The 19,668-nt window shown below is 69.1% G+C and carries 16 protein-coding genes; 7 read left to right on the top strand and 9 right to left on the bottom strand.

All coding sequences use genetic code 11. The features are described 5' to 3' along the window. Positions 1 to 17 precede the first annotated feature (17 nt). Positions 18 to 1,121 carry a mandelate racemase/muconate lactonizing enzyme family protein gene (locus VJT49_RS34790; RefSeq protein ID WP_324169249.1) on the bottom strand — a complete coding sequence of 368 codons (1,104 nt, stop codon included), beginning with the start codon at positions 1,119 to 1,121 and terminating at the stop codon, positions 18 to 20. After that, on the bottom strand, positions 1,118 to 2,023 hold the full coding sequence (locus VJT49_RS34785; RefSeq protein ID WP_324169248.1) for a LysR substrate-binding domain-containing protein: 906 nt from the start codon (positions 2,021 to 2,023) through the stop codon (positions 1,118 to 1,120). Before VJT49_RS34785 ends, VJT49_RS34790 begins: the two co-directional genes overlap by 4 nt. Positions 2,024 to 2,280: 257 nt before the next feature. Here VJT49_RS34785 and benA point away from each other — a divergent pair, with 257 nt between their 5' ends. From benA to VJT49_RS34765, 4 genes are read left to right on the top strand one after another with little or no spacing between them, the layout of a single operon-like run. Beyond that, complete coding sequence (gene benA / locus VJT49_RS34780) at positions 2,281 to 3,663, top strand: benzoate 1,2-dioxygenase large subunit (protein WP_324169247.1); 1,383 nt, start codon at positions 2,281 to 2,283, stop codon at positions 3,661 to 3,663. Positions 3,664 to 3,674: 11 nt separating this feature from the next. Next, complete coding sequence (gene benB / locus VJT49_RS34775; protein ID WP_324169246.1) at positions 3,675 to 4,184, top strand: benzoate 1,2-dioxygenase small subunit; 510 nt, start codon at positions 3,675 to 3,677, stop codon at positions 4,182 to 4,184. Between the two features lie 9 nt (positions 4,185 to 4,193). Then, positions 4,194 to 6,401, top strand: coding sequence for a benzoate 1,2-dioxygenase electron transfer component BenC (gene benC / locus VJT49_RS34770; protein WP_324169245.1), 2,208 nt, complete (start codon positions 4,194 to 4,196; stop codon positions 6,399 to 6,401). A 17-nt stretch (positions 6,402 to 6,418) separates the two neighbouring features. Further along, on the top strand, positions 6,419 to 9,073 hold the full coding sequence (locus VJT49_RS34765) for a helix-turn-helix transcriptional regulator (protein ID WP_414636148.1): 2,655 nt from the start codon (positions 6,419 to 6,421) through the stop codon (positions 9,071 to 9,073). Between the two features lie 48 nt (positions 9,074 to 9,121). Here the strand turns inward: VJT49_RS34765 and VJT49_RS34760 are convergent, their stop codons facing one another. The 6 genes from VJT49_RS34760 to VJT49_RS34735 form a co-directional block, all read right to left on the bottom strand. Further along, entirely contained in the window at positions 9,122 to 9,409 is a 288-nt protein-coding gene (locus VJT49_RS34760) for an alpha/beta hydrolase (RefSeq protein ID WP_324169244.1), read from the bottom strand. A 90-nt stretch (positions 9,410 to 9,499) separates the two neighbouring features. Further along, positions 9,500 to 11,158: an amidohydrolase gene (locus VJT49_RS34755; protein ID WP_324169243.1), complete on the bottom strand. Its 1,659-nt coding sequence runs from the start codon at positions 11,156 to 11,158 to the stop codon at positions 9,500 to 9,502. Positions 11,159 to 11,190: 32 nt separating this feature from the next. Then, entirely contained in the window at positions 11,191 to 12,201 is a 1,011-nt protein-coding gene (locus VJT49_RS34750) for a phosphotransferase enzyme family protein (protein WP_324169242.1), read from the bottom strand. A gap of 460 nt (positions 12,202 to 12,661) precedes the next feature. Next, on the bottom strand, positions 12,662 to 13,288 hold the full coding sequence (locus VJT49_RS34745) for a TetR/AcrR family transcriptional regulator (protein WP_324169241.1): 627 nt from the start codon (positions 13,286 to 13,288) through the stop codon (positions 12,662 to 12,664). A 73-nt stretch (positions 13,289 to 13,361) separates the two neighbouring features. After that, on the bottom strand, positions 13,362 to 16,163 hold the full coding sequence (gene styD / locus VJT49_RS34740) for a phenylacetaldehyde dehydrogenase StyD (RefSeq protein WP_324169240.1): 2,802 nt from the start codon (positions 16,161 to 16,163) through the stop codon (positions 13,362 to 13,364). Between the two features lie 181 nt (positions 16,164 to 16,344). Then, complete coding sequence (locus VJT49_RS34735) at positions 16,345 to 16,545, bottom strand: hypothetical protein (protein WP_324169239.1); 201 nt, start codon at positions 16,543 to 16,545, stop codon at positions 16,345 to 16,347. A gap of 138 nt (positions 16,546 to 16,683) precedes the next feature. Here VJT49_RS34735 and VJT49_RS34730 point away from each other — a divergent pair, with 138 nt between their 5' ends. From VJT49_RS34730 to VJT49_RS34720, 3 genes are all read left to right on the top strand, one after another. After that, a complete protein-coding gene (locus VJT49_RS34730) occupies positions 16,684 to 17,256 on the top strand; it encodes a TetR/AcrR family transcriptional regulator (RefSeq protein WP_324169238.1) in 573 nt (190 codons plus the stop codon). A gap of 71 nt (positions 17,257 to 17,327) precedes the next feature. Further along, positions 17,328 to 18,215, top strand: coding sequence for an alpha/beta hydrolase (locus tag VJT49_RS34725; protein ID WP_324169237.1), 888 nt, complete (start codon positions 17,328 to 17,330; stop codon positions 18,213 to 18,215). Positions 18,216 to 18,225: 10 nt separating this feature from the next. Then, complete coding sequence (locus VJT49_RS34720; protein WP_324169236.1) at positions 18,226 to 19,218, top strand: hypothetical protein; 993 nt, start codon at positions 18,226 to 18,228, stop codon at positions 19,216 to 19,218. Between the two features lie 114 nt (positions 19,219 to 19,332). Here the strand turns inward: VJT49_RS34720 and VJT49_RS34715 are convergent, their stop codons facing one another. After that, positions 19,333 to 19,566: a 3-keto-5-aminohexanoate cleavage protein gene (locus VJT49_RS34715; protein WP_324169235.1), complete on the bottom strand. Its 234-nt coding sequence runs from the start codon at positions 19,564 to 19,566 to the stop codon at positions 19,333 to 19,335. Positions 19,567 to 19,668 lie beyond the last annotated feature (102 nt).

Genomic DNA, 19,668 nt, shown 5'->3' with positions numbered 1-19,668 from the left:
TGTCGGTTCTCGTCCGTTCAGCTGTCCTGGCGATAGCGCGCCAGCTTGCCGGGGTCCACCTCGACGCCCAGCCCGGCACCGGGGCGGACGGTGAGCTCGCCGTCGCGGATCTCCAGTGGTTCGGTGAGCAAGTCGTCGCTCATGTCGAGGAAGTTCGACAACTCGCCGGCCCGGTGCGACGTGAGCCGGTACGACGATCCGAAGGCGACGGTGCAGATCGTGCCGAGCTGGCCGTCGATCTGGTTGCCCATCACGACTTCCAGCCCCAGTCCCTCGGCGAGATGGTGCACGCGCTGGGAGTGGGTGAACCCCGTGCGCGCCACCTTGATGCTGATCGCGGTGGCCGACCCGCCCAGCACCTCCCGCGTGACGTCCGCGGGCGTCACGGCGGACTCGTCGGCGATGAACGGCACGCCGAGCTGGGACACCAGCCAGCGGCGGCCCAGCACGTCGTCGGCCGGGCACAGCTCCTCGGCGAAGAGCAACCCCAGGTCCGACATCTGCTTCATCGCCGCCGCCGACTCCGCCGCGGTCCAGCCGCGGTTGCCGTCGACATACAGCTCCACCTCCTCGCCCAGCTCCTCGCGCAGCGCCCGCACCACCGCGACGTCGAGATTGGCCGGCCGGCGGCCGACCTTGACCTTGAACGTGGTGATGCCGTGCCGCTCTCGCATGCGCTGCGCCTCGGCGACCATCGCGGCGGGCTCGTCGAAGCCCAGCATGTGCGACACGCGCATCCGGTCGGTGTACCCGCCGAGCAGCTCCGTCACCCGCAGATCGAGGCTGCGGCCCAGCGCGTCCCACACGGCCATGTCGATCGCGGACTTCGCGGTCGGGTTGCCCACCGTGCGGGCCAGGCGGGCGACCATCGCCTCCCGCTCCAGCAAGGTCAGGCCGACCACCTGCGGCGCGAAGATCTGCTCGATCACCGCCACGATGCCCGCCTGTGTCTCGCCGTAGGTGAACGGCCGCGGTGGCGCCTCCGCGATCCCGACGACGCCGTCGTCGGTATGCACCCGCACCAGCACGTGCTCGGCGACGTGGACCTCGCCCGAGGCGAACCTGAGCGGCTTGCGGTACGGGATGGCGTAGGGGATCGCCTCCACGCGCGTGATCTTCATCGGCTGACCTCGGTGGGTGGTTGCGGTGCGAGCGCGGTCTCGAGGACGTCGAGAACCGACCGGACGAGAGGGGATTCGTTGTCGCTCTTCCAGGCGAGCGCGAGCTCGACGCTTCCGGCATCGGCGATGTCCCGGAACACCACGCCGGCCAGTGGCAGCGCCCGCGCGGACTCCGGGACCACGGCGAGCCCGAGCCCGCCGGCGACCAGCGCCAGCAGCACCGCGGTGCCCGCCGCCTCGTGCTCACGGTGCGGGCTGAAGCCCGCGGCCCGGCAGCTGCGCGCCACGGCATCGTTGACCACGGAATCCTTGCTGGCGTAGAAGATGAAGTCCGCCGCGCGCAGATCCACCATGGACACCACCGGCTCGACCGCGAGGCGGTGATCGGCCGGCACCGCGAGGATCAACGGCTCGACCGCCAGCGTGCGCAGTTCGATACCCTCGCCGCGCACCGGCGGCCGCAGCACTCCGAGGTCGAGGCTGCCCGACCGCAGGCCGTCACACTGGTCCGGGGTGAGCAGGTCCGCATGCACCTCCAGGGCCACGCCAGGCAGCTCGCGCTTGATGGTGCGGGCGATGTGGGGCAGCTGTGAGTACGCCGCGGTGCCGGTGAAGGCGATCCGGACCAGGCCGAGCCGTCCGGCCGCGATGCGCCGTGCCCCGCGCACGCTGTCCTCCACCGCACCCAGCACGCGCCGCGCCTCGTCGAGGAAGAACTCGCCGACGAGGGTGAGCGCGACCTGGCGCGTGGTGCGGGCGAACAGCGGGGCGCCGAGCTCGGCCTCCAGCTGGCGGATGGCCTGGGACAGCGCGGGCTGCGCCATGTGCAACCGCTCGGCGGCGCGGCCGAAGTGGCAGGTGTCAGCGACGGCGACGAAGTAACGCAGGTGACGCAGTTCCACCGCCGGACCTCCCTTCCAGGCCACCTCGACGTGCCGGGCCGTTCGATTGATTCACGGTAAGTACCGATATTGAGTCAGCACAAGAACTCGTTTCCGTTCGATTGATTGATGACACGTATCAATTACACCCTGGGTCAGGACTAGGCATTTGCCTCGGGTGACCGCCGCGGCGCTTTGTCAGGGTCTGGGGAACACGCCGATCTGTGCCGATCGAGCCGATCAATGCCGATCAGTCCCTTTGATGGCCGGAGGACTCAATGACCGAGACCCTGGATCACCTGTCCGCGGTCCTCGCGGACGCGCTCGTCGAGGACCGCGACGCCGGTGTCTACCGCGCGAACCGCCGGATCTTCACCGAAGAGGAGATCTTCGAGCTCGAAATGCGCTACATCTTCGAGGGCAATTGGATCTACCTCGCCCACGAATCACAGCTTCCCAACCCCGGGGACTACTTCACGACCTACATCGGCCGGCAGCCGGTGGTCATCACGCGCGACCGTGACGGCGAGTTGCACTGCCTGATCAACGCGTGCGCCCACCGCGGCGCGATGGTCTGCCGCCGCAAGACCGACAACCGGCCGACCCTGACCTGCCCGTTCCACGGCTGGACGTTCCGCAACGACGGCAAGCTGCTCAAGGTCAAGGACCCCGACGGCGCCGGCTACCCGGCGTCGTTCAACACCGACGGCTCGCACGACATGACCAGGGTGGCGCGCTTCGACAGCTACCGCGGCTTCCTCTTCGGCAGCCTCAATCCGGACGTGCCTGCCCTCACCGAGCACCTCGGCGACACCACGAAGATCATCGACATGCTGGTGGACCAGTCGCCGGAGGGCCTGGAGGTGCTGCGTGGCGCCTCGACCTACACCTACGACGGTAACTGGAAGGTGCAGGCCGAGAACGGCGCCGACGGCTACCACGTCACCGCCACGCACTGGAACTACGCGGCCACCACCGCCCGCCGCGGCACGGGCGCGTCCAAGAACGAGACCAAGACCCTCGACGCGGGCAGCTGGGGCAAGTCGGGTGGCGGGTACTGGTCGTTCCCGCGCGGCCACCTGTGCCTGTGGACCTGGGCGGGCAACCCGCAGGACCGTCCGCTGTGGAACCGGCTGGATGAGCTCAAGCGCGACTTCGGCGACGCCAAGGGCGAGTTCATGGTCAAGGGCTCGCGCAACCTGTGCCTGTACCCGAACGTGTACCTGATGGACCAGTTCTCGACGCAGATCCGGCACTTCCGCCCGATCGCGCCGGACAAGACCGAGGTGACCATCTACTGCATCGCGCCGAAGGGCGAGAGCGCGGAAGCGCGGGCGTGGCGGATCCGGCAGTACGAGGACTTCTTCAACGCCTCCGGCATGGCCACCCCCGACGACCTGGAGGAGTTCCGCTCCTGCCAGCTCACCTTCCGCGCGGAGGCGGCGCCGTGGAACGACATGAGCCGCGGCGCGGAGCACTGGTTGCCGGGCCCGGACCCGGTGGCCGAGTCGCTGGGCCTGCGGGGCGTGGTGTCGGCCGGGGTGAAGAACGAGGACGAAGGACTCTTCCCGGTGCAGCACGGCTACTGGCTGCAGACGATGCGCGCCGGGCTGGCGGCCGAGCGCGCGGAAACCGAGCACAAGACCGCCCCGCACGCCTGAGGAGTCCCGCGATGACCGTTCCCGCCGAAAAGACCATCACGCAGCAGGACATCGAGCAGTTCCTCTACCGTGAGGCTCGCTACCTCGACGACCGCGAGTTCGAGAAGTGGCTCGACTGCTACGCCGACGACGTCGTCTACTGGATGCCCTCGTGGGGTGACGACGATCTGCTGACCGAGAACCCGCAGACGGACATCTCGCTGATCTACTACCCCAACAAGGGCGGGTTGGAGGACCGGGTCTTCCGCATTCGCACGGAGCGCTCGAGCGCGACGTCGATCCCGGAGCCCCGTACCAGTCACAACATCAGCAACGTCGAGGTGATCGAGCGGCGCGGCGAACTGGTGGACGTCCGGTTCAACTGGCACACCATGTATTTCCGGTACAAGACGGTGGACCCGTACTACGGCACGTCGTTCTACACGATCGACTTTTCGGGCGAGTCCCCGCTGATCCGCCGCAAGACCGTGGTGCTCAAGAACGACTACATCCACCACGTCGTCGACGTCTACCACTTCTGAAGGCCCGCCATGAGCTACCAGGTTGCTCTGTCCTTTGAGGACGGTGTCACGCGGTTCATCACGTGCGCGCCGGACCAGACGGTGGCCGACGCGTCCTACCGGCATCGCATCAACATTCCGCTGGACTGCCGCGACGGCGCGTGCGGCACGTGCAAGGCGTTCTGCGAGTCCGGTGAGTACGACGGCGGCACCTACATCGACGACGCACTCTCGGCCGCCGAGGCCGGCGAGGGGTACGTGCTGCCATGCAGCATGAAGCCGAAGTCGGATCTGGTGCTGCGCATCGCGAGCACGTCGGCGGTCGCCAAGACCCAGACCGCCGCCTACACCGGCACGCTCACCGGGCTGGAGCGCCTGTCGCCGACGACGGTCTCGCTGACGGTGGAGACGCCGGGCCGGGACAAGCTGGCGTTCCTGCCCGGGCAGTACGTCAACATCGCGGTGCCCGGCACCGCCGAGACGCGCTCGTACTCGTTCAGCAACGCCCCCGACGACAAGAGCCTCACGTTTCTGGTGAAACTGACGCCCGGCGGCGTGATGTCGGACTACCTGACGGGGCGCGCGGCGGTGGGCGACGAAATCACGTTCACCGGCCCGAACGGGAGCTTCTTCCTGCGTGAGACCGAACGGCCGGTGCTGCTGCTGGCCGGGGGCACCGGGCTGGCGCCGATCCTGTCGATCCTGCGCACGATGCGGGCGCAGCGGTCGAAGCGCCCGGTGCACCTGATCTACGGCGTGAGCACCGACGACGACCTTGTCGAGTTGGACACCCTCGCCGAGCTCGCGACCCAGGTCGACGGGATGACCTGGGACTACTGCGTCACCGACCCGGGCAGCCCCGCCGCCAACAAGGGCTATGTGATGAGCCTGATCCGTGACGAGCACGTCCACGGCGGTGAGGTCGCGGTGTACCTGTGCGGGCCGCCGCCGATGGTGGAGGCCGCGCGCCGGCACTTCGCCGAGCGGGGCATCGAGCCGACCGGGTTCTACTACGAGAAGTTCGCGATCTCCGGAGCCGCCGCCAAGAACCCGGTCCCCGCCGAACCCGAACCCGAGCCGGTGGCGGTGCCGGTGGCCCGCGCCGTACCCGCCGTTGCCGAGAGCCCCACCGTGGAGGGCCGCGCCATACCCGCCGTTGCCGCGAGCCCCACCGTGGAGGGCCGCGCGATCGCGGGCCAGCAGGTGCTGCCGCCCGCCGAGCTGCGCCCGCTCGGTGCCGGTTCCGCGCACTCCGCCGGTGAGGAGGCCGCGACGGCGCGGACCATCGCCGGGCAGGCGATCTGGCCGGCGGGCGGAAGCACACCAGGCAGGACAGGCAGGACAGGCCCTGACGCGGGCGGGGAACTGCGCCCCGTCCCGGATGCGCGCGCCATCACCGGACAGAAGATGCTGCCCGCGGCCGGCCTCGCGCCGCTGAACGCCGCGCGGCAACCGAAATTCGTCAGTCCCGGCCGGTTCGAGGGCAAGATCGTCGTGGTCACCGGCGCCGCGCAGGGCATCGGCGAGTGCGTCGCACGCCGGATCAGCGCGGAGGGTGGCACGCTCGTGCTCGCCGACCGCTCCACCCTGGTCACCGGGGTCGCGGACGAGCTCGGGAACGGGGCGCTGGCGGTAATCGCGGATCTCGAGACGTGGGACGGTGCCCAGCAGGTCGCCGCCCGGGCGCTGGCCCGCCACGGGCGGATCGACGTGCTGGTCAACAACGTCGGCGGGGCCATCTGGTTCAAGCCGTTCACGGAGTTCACCGAAGAACAGATCCAGGCGGAGATCAGGCGCTCGCTCATGACGACGCTGTGGAGCTGCCGGGCCGTGCTGCCGTCGATGTTCGAGCGCCGGCGGGGCGTGATCGTCAACGTCTCGTCCGCGGCCACGCGCGGCATCAACCGCATCCCGTATTCGGCGGCCAAGGGCGGGATCAACGCGATCACGGCGTCGCTCGCGTTCGAGTACGCCGACGCGGGCATCCGGGTGGTCGCGACCGCGCCGGGCGGGACCGAAGCGCCGCCGCGCCGCATCTCCCGCGGCGGATCGGCACTGGAGACAGCGCGCGAAAAGGCGTGGTACCAGGCGCACATCGACCAGACCGTGCGGTCGTCGCTGATGAAGCGGTACGGCACGCTCGATGAGCAGGCCGCCGCGATCGCCTTCCTGGCCTCCGACGAAGCCTCCTACATCACCGGAACCGTCCTTCCCGTGGCAGGCGGCGACCTCGGCTGAAGGGTTACCGTGACCAGGTGACCGGGCCGACGCTGACCGCGCGCGAAGACAAGCTCGCGACTCTGGAACGCGTCTGCCGTGGCTTCGTGGTGGTCAGCGGGCCGGCCGGGGTGGGCAGGACCGCGCTGGCCGAGGAACTGGCAAACCGGCACGAGGGGCTGGTGCTGGGAGCGATCGGCGCGCCGTGGGAGACGCGGCGAGCCTACGGCGTGCTCGACCAGATCCTGCCGGGGGTGGCCGCCGATCCCGCCGCCGTGGCGCGGCACATCGAGGGCAGCGGGACGGCCGCTCTGGCCATTGTGGACGACGCGCACTGGGCGGACCTGGAGTCGGTGTGGGTACTGGCATCCACGGTCCGGCACCACCCCGGTGCACCACTGCTCGTGGTCGCGACCGCGGTGACCGGCGCACCCGGCGTGCCGGCCGAGACGGTCGAGACCGTAGAGACACTGCACCGGCTCGCCACCGCCAGGATCACGCTGGCGCCGTTCACCGCGCCGGAGGTGGGTGAGCTGGCGGCGGCGTACGGGATACCGCTCCACCCTTCCATGGCGGAACGGCTCTGGCGACACACCGGCGGGATCGCGCGGCACATCGTGCACCTGCTCACCGAGGTGCCGCCCGCGACGTGGTCGCGGTTCGATCCCGACCTGCCCGCCCCGGCGGCGGTCACGGCCCGGGTGCGGGACGCGCTCGCCCGCTGCTCACCGAAAGCGCGCCGCCTCGCCGAGGCGGCCGCGGTGCTGGGGCCGGGCACCGCGGTACGGGACGTCGCGCTGCTCGCCGAGGCCGGTGAGGGGCTGCTGTCGCTACTCGACGAGGCGGTCACCGCGCGACTTGTCGAGCTCGGCCCGCACGGGCTCACCGAGATCGGGCCCGCGGATCCGATGGTGCGGGCCGCCGTACTCGCCGAAATGGGCCCGGCCGCGGCCGCGGCCACACACCGCCGGGCCGCGGAGCTGATCGACGATCCGGTCCGCCGGGTGCGCCTGCTCGTCGCCGCCTCGCCGGTCCCGGACCCCGCGGTCGCGGACCACCTCGACGCGCTGGCCACCGAACGCGCGGCCGAGGGTGCATGGGCGGTGGCGGCGTCACTGCTCACCGACGCGAGCCGGCTGACCGAGGACAGGCTGCTCCGGGAAAGCCGCCTGACCCGCGCGGTGGACGCGCTGATCGGCGCCGGGGACGCGTTCGCCGCCGCGGCGCTGGTGCCCGAGGTGGAGAGCCTGCGGGAGACGCCCCTGCGCAACGCCGTGCTCGGCTACCTCGCCGTCGTGCGCGGTCGCACGACGGAAGCGGAAACCCGGCTCGGCCGCGCGTGGAACCTCGTCAACACCGATCGCGAACCCGACGTCGCCGCCCTCATCGCGCAACGGTACGTGCTGCACGCGCTGTCCCGCTGCCGCGCCGACGAACTCGTGTCGTGGGCCGACCGCGCGATCTCGCTGGCCGGCACCGACGCCCCGGCGGCCATCGAGGCGGCCGCGATCCGCGGGCTCGGCCTGGCGACCGCGGGCCGGACGGACGAGGCGATGTCCGCCTACGCGGAGTTGTCCGGACGTGTCCACCACGGAGCTCAGGTGCAGCGCGTGATGATGGGGCGCGGCTGGCTGAACCTGATCGTCGACGCGGTCGACGACGCCCGCGCCGATCTCGGCGGCTCCGTGCCCACCACGTTCCACGGCGGGTCCACGCGGATTTCGCTGTGGGCCAGCGCGTGGCTCGCGCGGGCACAGTTCCTCACCGGCGAATGGGACGACGCGCTGCGCACCGTGCGGGAAGCGACCGCGCTGCTCGACCGCACCGGCATCGTTCTCGCCGGACCGCTGCTGCAGTGGACCGCGGTCGCCATTCACTCGCTGCGCGGAGCATGGGACCTGGCCGGGGAGGCGCTACGCCGCGCGGCCGCCGGTCCGCAGTACTACGAGATCATGCGCGTGCCGTCCTTTCTCGCGCATGCGCACGTGGCCGAAGCGCGGGCCGATTCCGCGGGCGTGCTGCGCGCGCTCCGGCCGCTCACCCAGCCGTGGGCGGTGGGCGGCGTGTGCGATCCAGGGCAGTGGCCGTGGGCCGACATGTACGCACACGCGCTGGTGCTGTCCGGCCGGTACACGGAAGCTTCGGCGTTTCTGGAGGTTCATGAACGTTTGGCGATCGAACGGGGCCGGACCGCCGGGCGGGCCCGGCTGGCCGCGGCCCGTGGGCGCCTGCTCGGCACCCAGGGCGACCTCGACGGCGCCCGAGCCGCGTTCGAGGAATCCCTTGCCCTGCTGGAGGATTTGCCACTGCGCTACGACCAGGCGCGGGTGAACTTCGCGTTCGGCCAGGTCCTGCGCCGCGCCGGAAAACGCCGTGAGGCCGACGCCGTGCTCACCACCGCGCGCGAGGTCTTCACCGTGCTGGGCGCCACCACCTACGTCGCGCGCTGCGACCGTGAGCTCAAGGCCGGCGGGGTACACGTCCCGCGTGACCGCGGCCTGGGTGGGCTGACGCCGCAGGAGGAGGCGGTGTCGGCGCTCGTGGCCCGCGGCCTGTCGAACCGCGAGGTCGCCGCGGAACTGTTCGTCTCCACGAAAACGGTGCAGTACCACTTGACCCGCGTCTACACCAAACTCGGAATCCGCTCGCGTGCCGAACTCGCCGCGCTGCGGGCGGCCCTTGATGACGGTTGAGCGCCCGCTACTGGCACCGTCCCCGGGTTCGACTGTCCCGAGTTGTGGCTACAGCTGTTCCTGGGTGAAGAATTTGAGTAGTGCCTGGATGGTTTCGTCGGGTGCTTCTTCGGTGATGAAGTGTCCGGCGGGTAGTGCCGTGCCGCGGACGTCGATGGCTTTGTCGCGCCAGAGCGCTTCGGGGTCGTAGTGGTTGCCGACGAATCCGTGCTCGCCCCAGAGCGCGAGGAGTGGGCAGGTGATTTTCTGGTGGGTGTCGGCGCTGTCGTGTTCCAGGTCGATGGTGGCCGCGGCGCGGGATCGGTCGGGATGCGGTCGACACCGCCGTCCGCCCACGCGGGGGGGACGACCGCCCGGTCGCTCCCCCGCGTGGGCTTTCCGGCACCTCACCACGGCCATTCCCGAGGACGAGGTCCCCGTTGACCACTATCCGATGGCCCGGTCGTATACCTTCCTGCCCTGGAAATAAGTGAACTCGACCTGTGTCTGATGGATCTGGCTCGGCTCGATGTCGAACAGGTTCTGGTTCACCAGAATGAAGTCGGCGGACAGCCCGGGCCGGATGGCGCCGGTCGTGTCGCCCAGACCGGCAGCCTTCGCCGGGTTTCGCGTGAACGCCGCGATGGCCTCGACCAGCGACAGCCGCTGCGACGGGTTCAGTTCCCCGGAAACCGACGGATCCGGGTTGGCCCGGGTGACGAGCGTTTCCAGGCCGAGCCACGGATTGGGCAGGGGCACCACCGGCCAGTCCGACCCCGCGGCCAGCAAGGCGCCGCTGTCCACGAGTTCCCGGCAGGGGAAGCTGCGGTCGAGCGTCTCCTTGGGCACCTGGTTGGCGCAGCTGTCCTGGATGACGCTCGGGAACCAGATGTACGGCGAGGCGTCCGCCACCACACCGAGGCGGGCGAACCGGGGAACGTCCGCGGGATCGACGTACACGACATGGGCGATCTGGAAGATCGGACCGTCGCCGTGGGCGGCGCGAACGGCTTCGATCGCGTCGAGCGCGAGCCGCACCGACCCGTCGCCGGCGCAGTGCAGCTTGGCGCCGAGTCCGAGCTCATAGCAGCGCTCCAGAGCCTGCACCACGTCGCCCGGCGACCAGTAGGCCTCGCCCTTGAATTCCGGATCTTCGTGCTCGCCATGGCAGATGTAGGGCGAGAGCATGGCCGAGGTCCGGGTCATGGGGACGCCGTCGACGAACAGCTTCACGAAATCGGGGCGCACATGGGCACGGCGGTAGGATCCGCCAACGGCATAGAGTTCCTCGCCGGTCGCGCCGTCCTCGAAGAACGGCCTGGCCGGCATGGAGCCCACGACCCAGGCGGAAAGCTCGCCGTTGTCGTCGAGCGCCGCCAGCGCCCGCAGGCTGTGTTCCAGGGTGCCGGCGTCCTGTGCCGCGGTGATGCCGAAGGAGTTCACCATGCGCAAGGCGGTCTTGAACGCGACCCTCAGCCGTTCCTCGGGGTTGTCGATGGAGGCGAGCACGGCGTCTTCGACCACTTTGGACGCCATTTCCTGCAGAACGCCCGTGGGGTTCCCGTCGGCGTCCCGCACGTAGGTGCCGCCGTCCGGGTCGGGTGTGTCCGGTCCGACCCCGATGATCTCCAGTGCCCGGGTGCTGACCCACCGGTTGTGCATGGAATCGTCGCGCAGGAGCACCGGGAGGCCGCCGCCGGCCTCGTCGAGGGCCGCCAGGAACCCGCCCTTGACGACCTCGTCCATGACGGTGCTGCCGATGTTCCCGCCGACGATCCATTCGCCCGGTCCGGTGTCCGCGGCCTTGTCCCGGACCGTCGCCAGGACCTCGTCGAGCGTGGCGGTGGGCGGCAACGTCAGCTCCCAGGCCGCCTGGTTGCCTCCATATCCGAGGTGGGTGTGGACATCGCAAAGTCCCGGCAGGACCATGCGGCCGCCGGCATCGACGACCTCGGTGTCCGATGTGGATAGTGCCTGAACCTCGTCCGTACTCCCGACGGCGATGATCGAGCCGTCGGCGACGGCGAACGCCTCGGCCCACTCGCGGTCGGGGTCGCAGGTGTACACCGCCGCGTTCGTGACGATCAGATCCGCGTTTTCGCTCATACTGGCATCTCCGGGGTGAAGGGAATTGTCGGTCAGGGTGACACTGTCGACGCGATGAACTGCGCCGCGAGGTCGACGACCAGCGGTCGAAGGTGTTCGAAGATGAAGGTCGCCGTCTCGTCGCCTCGCCGGTCGGCCGCCCAGCCGAGGTAGGTCAGCCCGCGAGCGAGCAGCAGGGGCCGCCAGATCACGAGGTCGTCCGGGGTCAGCGGCCGGACGCTCTGATAACCGGCCATGAGCGCGGAGACGACGTCGTCGATGCGTGGATGGGGAAGGTAGAAGAAGGCCGCGGTGGCGAGGTCGAAGAGGTAGTAGCCGTCGCCGCTGTCGTCGAAGTCGATGACGCTCAGCCGACCGCCATCGTCGGCGAGCACGTTTTCCGGGGTGAAGTCGGCATGAATCGGCCCGTACCGGTCGGGCGCCGTGCCGTAGGCCTCGAGTTCCGCGCGGAGCAGCGAGATCGCCCGGTCGACGGTCTCGTGGCCGGGCGTGCCGTCGTGGAACGCCCGCCGCGGATCGCCCCAGATCGCACCTTCGCCGACCAGCCCGTCCGCATCCCACGACGGCCTTGCGTGCGGCCGGTCCCGCTTCAGCGTGGCGGCCGTGGTGTGGAGGCCGGCGATGAGGACACCGAGTGCGTGAAAGGTGACGGGATCGACCGCGGCCTCGCCCAGGAAGGCCTCCCCGACATCGCCGAGCGGAACGGCATCGGGAATCCACTCCAGCATGTCGACCTGGTGCACGTCCGCGTCGTCGTCGGCGACCAGGCAGAAAAGCTCACCTTCCGTGGTGGGGCGGATCCGCGGGACCGCGACACCGGCCGCGTCCAGCGCACTGACCAGCGCGAGCTCCTCCAGGATCTCCGCATCGCTGCGGTAGCCGTGCCGGTGCAGCCGCACGGCATAGGAACCGGCTTCCTCGTCGAGCCTGAACACGTAGTTCTCACGGTATTTCACAAACGTGAGAGCGGGGTCACCGGCCACGCCGTAGCGGCCCAGTGCGCGGGCCACAACCCGCTTCGCGACGTCGGTATCGGTGATCATGTGTCCTCATGTTCTCTTCGTGCGCGGAACGACATCTCGCTCGATCAGGGCTGCGGCTCGGTCACGAGGCGGTCGGTCACGGTGCGATACCGGTCCGCACGCTGAGAGATTCGTCCGGGGGGTGAGCGATTCACGGCGTGGCGACGATCGCCGTTGTCCTGCCTTCCGTCAGGTCGGTCGGCCGGCTGACGCCACTGGTCATCGCGCCGCAGGCGATCGCGCCTTGAACCGCCTGCGGCACGGGGGGCCTTGGTGATGACTGAGGACGTTAAGTTGGGGACCCGGAAGGAGTCAATACTCCAGGGTAAAATTTTTAACGATCAGTACATTTACCCGGTGTTGACGCCGGTTGCGACCGTTCTGGGTACAGAATGGAAACACTCCCGGGCCGGCGCCGACGAGCACCGGCTCCGCCGGGCGTGTCCTCCACGACACTTCCGGGGAGGACACGTCGGCGGTCTTACGGCCCGCGGAGCCCGCTGACGAGGGCGTGCATGGCATTGAGGATGTCCGCCGGCTTGGCCCGCTCGCGGGCCACCTCCGACAGGGCCGAGCGGATCGCCCCCACCAGGAGCTCGCCGATCGCTCCCGGCTCGGCCGACGCCTTCACGACGCCGGCCTTCTGCGCGGCGGCGAGGTCCGTGGAGATGAGGTCGGCGCACAAGTGCGAGGCGTGGCCACGCACCGGCGTGAGCGCCTCGTCCAAAACCGGGTCGTCGATGGAGTAGAACCGGCCGATCAACGGACGCTGCGCGATCTCCAGCACGGCCTCGGTCACGGCCACCACGTGGGAGGGGAAGTCCCCCTCGCGGGCGTAGGCGGCCGTGACCTTTTCGATCACCTCGTCGTTGATCTCCTCGTACAACTCCCGAAACAGTTCTTCCCGGCCCTGCGGGAAGTAGGAGTAGAGCGTCACCTTGGACGCGCCGGCGCGGGCGGCGATGTTCTCCACGGTGGCCGATCCGTACCCGGACTCGGCGAAGACCGCCAAGGCCGCGTCGAGCAACTCCCGGCGCGTCCTCAGCCGGTTCCGCTCGCGCAGCGACGGCCGCGCGGGGGCTCCGTCCGATTTCGCCTTGGCAGCCACGGAAGCACTCCTTGTCGTCGGCGGTCCGCCGGTCCGAAATGACCACGATACCGGGTGGCGCCCACCAGGCCGGTCAGAGCACCACGGTAACGACCTTCTCCTCGGTATTGGCCAGGATGCCACTCCAGCCCAGTTCCCGGCCGATGCCGCTGGTCTTCATCCCGCCCCAGGGCAGAGCCGGGTCGATGGCCGCCCAGCCGTTGATCCACACGGCGCCGGCGCGCACCCTGCGCGCGAGCGTGTGCGCGAGGCTCACGTCGCGGGTCCAGATCGTGGCCGCGAGGCCGTACTCGGTGTCGTTGGCGATCCGCACGGCTTCCTCGACGTCGTCGAAGGCCATCACCGCGCCGACCGGGCCGAAGATCTCCTCACGGGCGATGGTGGAGTCGTTGCGGACGTCCGCGAAGATCGTGGGCCGGACGAAGAAGCCGTCCCCGCGCGGGCGGACGCCGCCGGCGACGAGCCGCGCCCCTTCGGCCTTGCCGCGCTCGATGTAGCCGAGGACACGCTCCATGTGTGCCTGGCTGACCAGTGCCCCCATCGTCGTATCCGGAGCGAGCGGGTCGCCCAGCACCTGGTCGTTCGCAACTTTGGCCAGCCCGTCGAGGACACGCCGGTAGAGCGACCGGTGGACCAGGATCCGCGTCCCCGCGGCACACACCTCGCCCTGGTTGAAGAACAGTCCCATGGCGATCCCCTGGATCGCGGCGTTTACGTCCGCGTCCTCGAGAACGATCTGCGGGCTCTTGCCACCGAGCTCCAGCGTGACCCGCTTGAAGGAGTCGGCAGCGACCTTCTGGATCTCCCGGCCGACTTCCGGGGACCCGGTGAAGCTCACCTTGTCGACCCCCCGGTGGCGGACCAGGGCGGCGCCCGCCACGCCACCGAAACCGGGGACGACGTTCACCACACCGGGCGGGAAGCCCGCCTCCTCGACGAGCCCCGCGAGATGAAGGATCGACAGCGGAGCATCTTCGGCCGGCTTGACCACGACGGTGTTGCCCGCCGCCAGGGCCGGCGCCAGCTTCCATCCGGCGATCATCAACGGGGTGTTCCAGGGAATGATCGCGGCGATCACCCCGATCGGCTCGCGCACGGTGTAGGAGTGCGTCGGACGCCCCTGAAAACCGGCGGTCGGCACAGTGGCGCCCTGGATCTTGTCGGCCCACCCGGCGAAGTGGCGGAAGGTCGCGACGGCGTTGGGCACGTCGAGCACCAACGGCTGACCGACCGGCTTGCCGACGTCGATGGCCTCCAGGCGAGCCAGCTCGTCGGCGTCCCGTTCGATCAGGTCCGCGAGGCGGTTCAGCAGCGCGGCCCGGCCGGCACCGGGAACCTCGGCCCACGCCCCGTCGAGCGCGCGCCGCGCCGCCCGAACCGCTTCGTCCACATCGGACTCGTCACCGGCCGCGATCCGGGCCACGACCTTTCCGGTCGCGGGGTTCAGGTCCTCGAACGTGGTGGCACCGGTACGCCATGTCCCGTCGATGAACAGTCCGGTCCGGAACGATTCCTTCCTCATGCTCGACCGCACATCGTCGGTGGTCGCTTCTGCTCGGTGTAGCGGATGCTCGTGCGATCCGGCGGCCTCCAGCTCGTCGAGGCTCGCCGCGAGCCGCTCGACGAGGAGATCGAAGTGCTCCCGCTCGAAAACCATCGGCGGGCGGATCTTGAGCACGTTGTCGTGCGGGCCGATCCTGCTGATCAGCACACCTCGGCGGCGCATGTCCTCGACGACCCACTTCGCTTCCGCGGCGCCGGGCCTGCCGTGCAGGTCGACGAACTCCAGGCCGAAAAAGAGCCCGGTGCCCCGGACGGTCTTGACGTGGGGCCGATGCCCGACGAGCTTCTCCAGGAGCTCCCGCGCGTGGCCGCCGACCTCCAGCGCGTTGCGCTGCAGTTCGCGGTCGGCCATTTCGCGCAGCACCGCCTTCCCGGCGGCGGCCGAGACGGGATTACCGGCGAAGGTGTTGAAGTAGAGGTTGACCGCACCGAACTCGTCGAGCAGCTCGGTGGTGGTCACCACGCCGCCCACCGGGTGACCGTTGCCGAGCGGCTTGCCCAGGGTCACCAGGTCGGGCGCGATGTCGAACAGCTCGTGGCCCCAGAAGGCCGAGCCGGGCCTGCCCAGGCCGGACTGCACCTCGTCGGCGATGACCAGACCACCGGCCGCACGGACCATCTCCGCCACCGCCTCGACGTAGCCCGGCGGCGTGCGGAGGAGCCCTTCGGTGGAGAAGAGCGGGTCGAACAGGAAGGCCGCCACGCCATGACCCGCCGTCTTCAGCGCCGCCAGTGCGGCCGCGACCTCGTCGACGGCTTCGGCCAGCACAACCTCCGGCGGCCGGGGGTCGCTGTCGAGGTCCGGGACCCGCAGGGCCCGGACGTGGGACCCGAACCGCTCCTTGACCGGCAGACCGGTGGTGAGCTCGGCCAGCTGAGCGGTATTGCCGTGGTAGCTGAAGTCCGTGACGACGATGCCCACGTTGCCCGTGTGCTGACGCGCGATGCGCAGGGCCAGTTCGTTCGACTCGGACCCGCTGTTGGTGAACAGCACCTTGTCCAGGTGCGGGTCGAAGGTCGCCAGGAGCGCCTCGGCGTACTCCACGACCGGCTCGTGCAGGTACCGCGTGTGCACGTTGAGCCGTGCGGCCTGCTCGGCGATCGCCTGGACGACGACCGGGTTGCAGTGCCCCACATGCGGCACGTTGTTGTAGGCGTCCAGGTAGTCGGCACCGTCCGCACCCCGCAGCCACACGCCCTGCCCGGACACCACGTGCAAGGGCTCGTCGTAGAACGTGGGCGAGTGCGGCCCAAGCGTGGCCCTCCGGCGGGCCATCAGCGCACGGGCCGCCCATCTACTCGCGGTAGCCATGAAGTCTCCTGTCGGCCGTTTCGGGTCCACAACCATCCCCAGCCACGCCAAGGTTTCCGCCGAAGGCACGGGTAGTGAACCGTAACTTGACTATCCGAATACAGTCAATACTCTACGGCATAAATATGAACGCATCGTACAATCTTGTGCGGTCGCGGCCCCGTGACCTTGACCACGACAGTCAGCGCCTGGCCCGCCGCAACTGCCGTCCGAAGTCGTCGGCCCGCGGCGAGGCGTGCCGGCTGAGCACCGGCGCCGCGACACGGCTCAGGCCGAGCCGGCTCTCTTCGTCGTCGAACGCGACGCCAGCGTGCACCGGGCACTGCACGGCGCCGGGCGTGCCCGCCGAGCTGCACGTCTTCGAAGCCGCCGGCCACCGCATGGTCCTCGGGCAAACCCCTGAAGACCATGAGCACGCCCGGGAGATCCGCCGCTTCGTCGACGAGCGATGGGCTACCGCGAGCCGATCCCGAACGGCGAATTTCTTGACCAATCATTCTAGTTCGGATAGAGTTCAACCGTGGGCAGGACCAAGGAGTTCGATCCGGACACCGTACTACGGGCCGCGCTGGACTTGTTCTGGCACAAGGGCTACGAGGCCACGTCCATCCAGGATCTAGTGGACCATCTGGGCATCGGCCGGGCGAGCATCTACGCGACCTTCGGCAACAAGCACGAGCTGTATCTCAAAGCGTTACAGCGCTACCGGGAAAGCGACACGGTGGTTTCCCGACTGTCGCAGCCAGGCTCGGCCATCGCGGCGATCAGGGCACTCCTGCACGAGCGCGTCGAGGAGATCCTGGCCGATTCGGACCGCAAGGGCTGCTTCGCGATAAACACCGCCGCGGAGTGCCTGCCCGGCGACGACCAGCTGACCCGCCAGGTCGAAGCCGCCTGGAACACCGTGGAAACCGCGTTCATCGGCGCCCTGTACCGCGCGCAGGCGCAGGGCGAACTGGCCGCGGACAGGGACCCGAGAGCGCTGGGCGGGTTCCTGATCACCGTCCTGGAGGGTCTCTATGCGCTAGCCAAGGTTCCCGATTCGCAACGACTCAGGGACGCGACGCGCGTCGCGCTGTCGATCCTGGACTGAATCACCCCGGTCACAGCCGGGGTTCTTGTTTGGCCATTTTTTGGAACGAAAAGTCTAGAAAAGAGGAACAGATGACCTCCGTACCAACCGATGCCGAGCTCGCGCGATCACTGGACGGCGACTTCGAAAGCCGGCACGCCGAGGTGAACGGCGTCGACCTGCACTACGTGATCGGCGGCCAGGGGGACCCACTGGTGTTGCTCCCTGGCTGGCCGCAGACCTGGTGGGCGTACCACAAGGTCATGCCGTCACTCGCGCAGCAGTTCCAGGTGATCGCCGTCGACCTGCGTGGGATGGGATCTTCCGGCAAACCGGAATCCGGCTACGAAAAGAAGACGATGGCCGATGACATTCTCGCGCTGGCGCGTTTCCTCGGGCATGAACGGGTGAACATCGCCGGGCACGACATCGGCTCCCTCGTCGCCTACAGCTTCGCCGCCAACCATCCCGAAGCCGCGCGCCGGGTCGTGCTGCTCGACGTGATCCACCCCGAGGAGGGCTGGTATCAGTTCACCGTGCTGCCCCGGCCCGAACAGCCGGCCCCGATGTGGTGGTTCGCGTTCAACCAACTCGTCGGGCTGCCGGAACAGTTGCTGGCCGGGCGTGCGCGTTACCTGATCGACGCGATGCTCGACTCCTCGATGATCGATCCCGCTCACATCACCGACTTCGACCGCGAGATCTACGCGCACGCGTACAACACACCCGAGGCGATCCGGGCTTCGAACGGCTGGTACCGAGCCCTGAGCAACGACATCGAAGACGAAAAGGCATACGGCCCGCTCACGCCACCCATCCTCACGCTCACCGGCGTACTGACCCACGAGTGGATCCGCAACGTCTTGCCCCACAAAGCACCCGACGCCGAACTCGTCAAGATCCCGGGCGCCGGACACCACCTCGCCGAAGAAAGCCCAGAAATCGTCGTCCGGCACCTCACCAAGTTCTTCGCCGAGTAAAGGAACTTCGATGAAGAAGTTTTTCCCGCTCTCAGCGGTGGTGATCGCGACGGCAGCCGTTCTCGTCTCCGCACCATCCGCGTCCGCGGTGACCCAGCACCCGCTCGTCACCGACCTCAAGACCGCGGTCACCTTCGGCTTCGCGGCCGGTGAGTCGGCCGAGAGCATCACCGTCAACCCCGACGGTTCGGCAACCGTCTCACTGATCGGTTCGGTGCCTCCCGGCTCCTCCAACGTGCAACCGAAGTTGGAGCGCATCAGCCCATCCGGGCACCGCACGGTGCTCGTCACCGGACAACCGGGCGAGGCGATCCTCGGCAACACCCGCGGCCGGGACGGCACCATCTACTACAACGTCATGTCCACCGACCCATCCCGATTCGGGGTGTGGGCGCTCCCGTCCGGCGGCACTCCCCACCGCATCGGCGCCCTGCCCCCCGACGGGTTCCCGAACGGCCTGACCATCGACTCGTCCGGGCACACCCTGTATGCCGCCGACAGCGAGAAGAGCACCATCTGGGCCATTCCGGCATCGGGCGGAACGGCCATCGCCTGGCTGACGGACCCTGCCCTCGCGCCATTGCCGTCCTCGTCGTTTCCGCTCGGCGCGAACGGGGTGCGTTTCCACAACAGCGCGGTGTGGGTGTCGAACACCGACCAGGGCACGCTGTCGCGAGTGCCCGTCACCTACAGCGGCAAGGCAGGCCGGATCGAGCTGGTCTCCAGCAGTGTCACCGGCATCGACGACTTCAACTTCCTCAGCGCCCGCGCCGACGTGGTCTTCGCGGCACTGAACGGCCAGAACGAAGTCGCCGTCGTCCACCGGGACGGGACTACGAACACCGTGCTGACCGAAGCGGACGGTCTCGACTCCCCCACCTCGACAGCCGTGTGCGGAGACCGGCTCTTTGTCACCAACGCCGGATTCGCCGCGCCCAACGAGACGAAGCTGCTGCAGGCGAAGATCAACCTTTCCAGCCTGTTCGGCAAAGCGGTGTTCTGAGCCGACCTGACCGTTGCCGGCCGGGCTCACCATGGCCCGGCCGGCAAGCTGCCGTCGCTCCCCGCAGGTATCAGAAGGAACCGCGGGCTCGCCGGGATCGGCCACGTCACCGGCTCAGACGGCGAAGCCGGGTTCGACGTCGGTGTTCTTCAACGGCAAACCCAGCATCTGGCGCGCATCAGCGGGAGTGGCCGGCTCGAACCCCATGTCGCGGGCGATGCGCACCAGGCGCTCGCGCAATTGCAGGTTCGTCCCGACCTCGCCCTTCTTGTAGCCAACTTCCTGCCGGATTTCCCGGCCGCGTCCGGGCTTCCGCGGTCTGCCACACCGGCACACCTCCTCGATCATCGACCACGTGGTCGACGGCGAGGCGCTGGGCTGGGGCCCGAAGGACGTTTTCGCGATCCCTGGCTGGGCGGCCCACCCGCCACCTCAACACCTGGCGGTCCA

The organism is Amycolatopsis sp. (assembly GCF_035276945.1).
GTDB lineage: Bacteria > Actinomycetota > Actinomycetes > Mycobacteriales > Pseudonocardiaceae > Amycolatopsis_E.
Note: the sequence above shows the minus strand (reverse complement) of the source record. Positions and strands in the feature narration are given on the sequence as shown.

Bases quoted from the DNA above. Each gene is read 5' to 3' on its own strand.
- VJT49_RS34755 (WP_324169243.1), bottom strand. From the start codon at position 11,158: ATGAGCGAAAACGCGGATCTGATCGTCACGAACGCGGCGGTGTACACC.
- benB (WP_324169246.1), top strand. From the start codon at position 3,675: ATGACCGTTCCCGCCGAAAAGACCATCACGCAGCAGGACATCGAGCAG.
- VJT49_RS34720 (WP_324169236.1), top strand. From the start codon at position 18,226: ATGAAGAAGTTTTTCCCGCTCTCAGCGGTGGTGATCGCGACGGCAGCC.
- VJT49_RS34715 (WP_324169235.1), bottom strand. From the start codon at position 19,566: ATGATCGAGGAGGTGTGCCGGTGTGGCAGACCGCGGAAGCCCGGACGC.
- benA (WP_324169247.1), top strand. From the start codon at position 2,281: ATGACCGAGACCCTGGATCACCTGTCCGCGGTCCTCGCGGACGCGCTC.
- VJT49_RS34735 (WP_324169239.1), bottom strand. From the start codon at position 16,545: ATGCGGTGGCCGGCGGCTTCGAAGACGTGCAGCTCGGCGGGCACGCCC.
- VJT49_RS34725 (WP_324169237.1), top strand. From the start codon at position 17,328: ATGACCTCCGTACCAACCGATGCCGAGCTCGCGCGATCACTGGACGGC.
- VJT49_RS34750 (WP_324169242.1), bottom strand. From the start codon at position 12,201: ATGATCACCGATACCGACGTCGCGAAGCGGGTTGTGGCCCGCGCACTG.
- benC (WP_324169245.1), top strand. From the start codon at position 4,194: ATGAGCTACCAGGTTGCTCTGTCCTTTGAGGACGGTGTCACGCGGTTC.
- VJT49_RS34790 (WP_324169249.1), bottom strand. From the start codon at position 1,121: ATGAAGATCACGCGCGTGGAGGCGATCCCCTACGCCATCCCGTACCGC.
- styD (WP_324169240.1), bottom strand. From the start codon at position 16,163: ATGGCTACCGCGAGTAGATGGGCGGCCCGTGCGCTGATGGCCCGCCGG.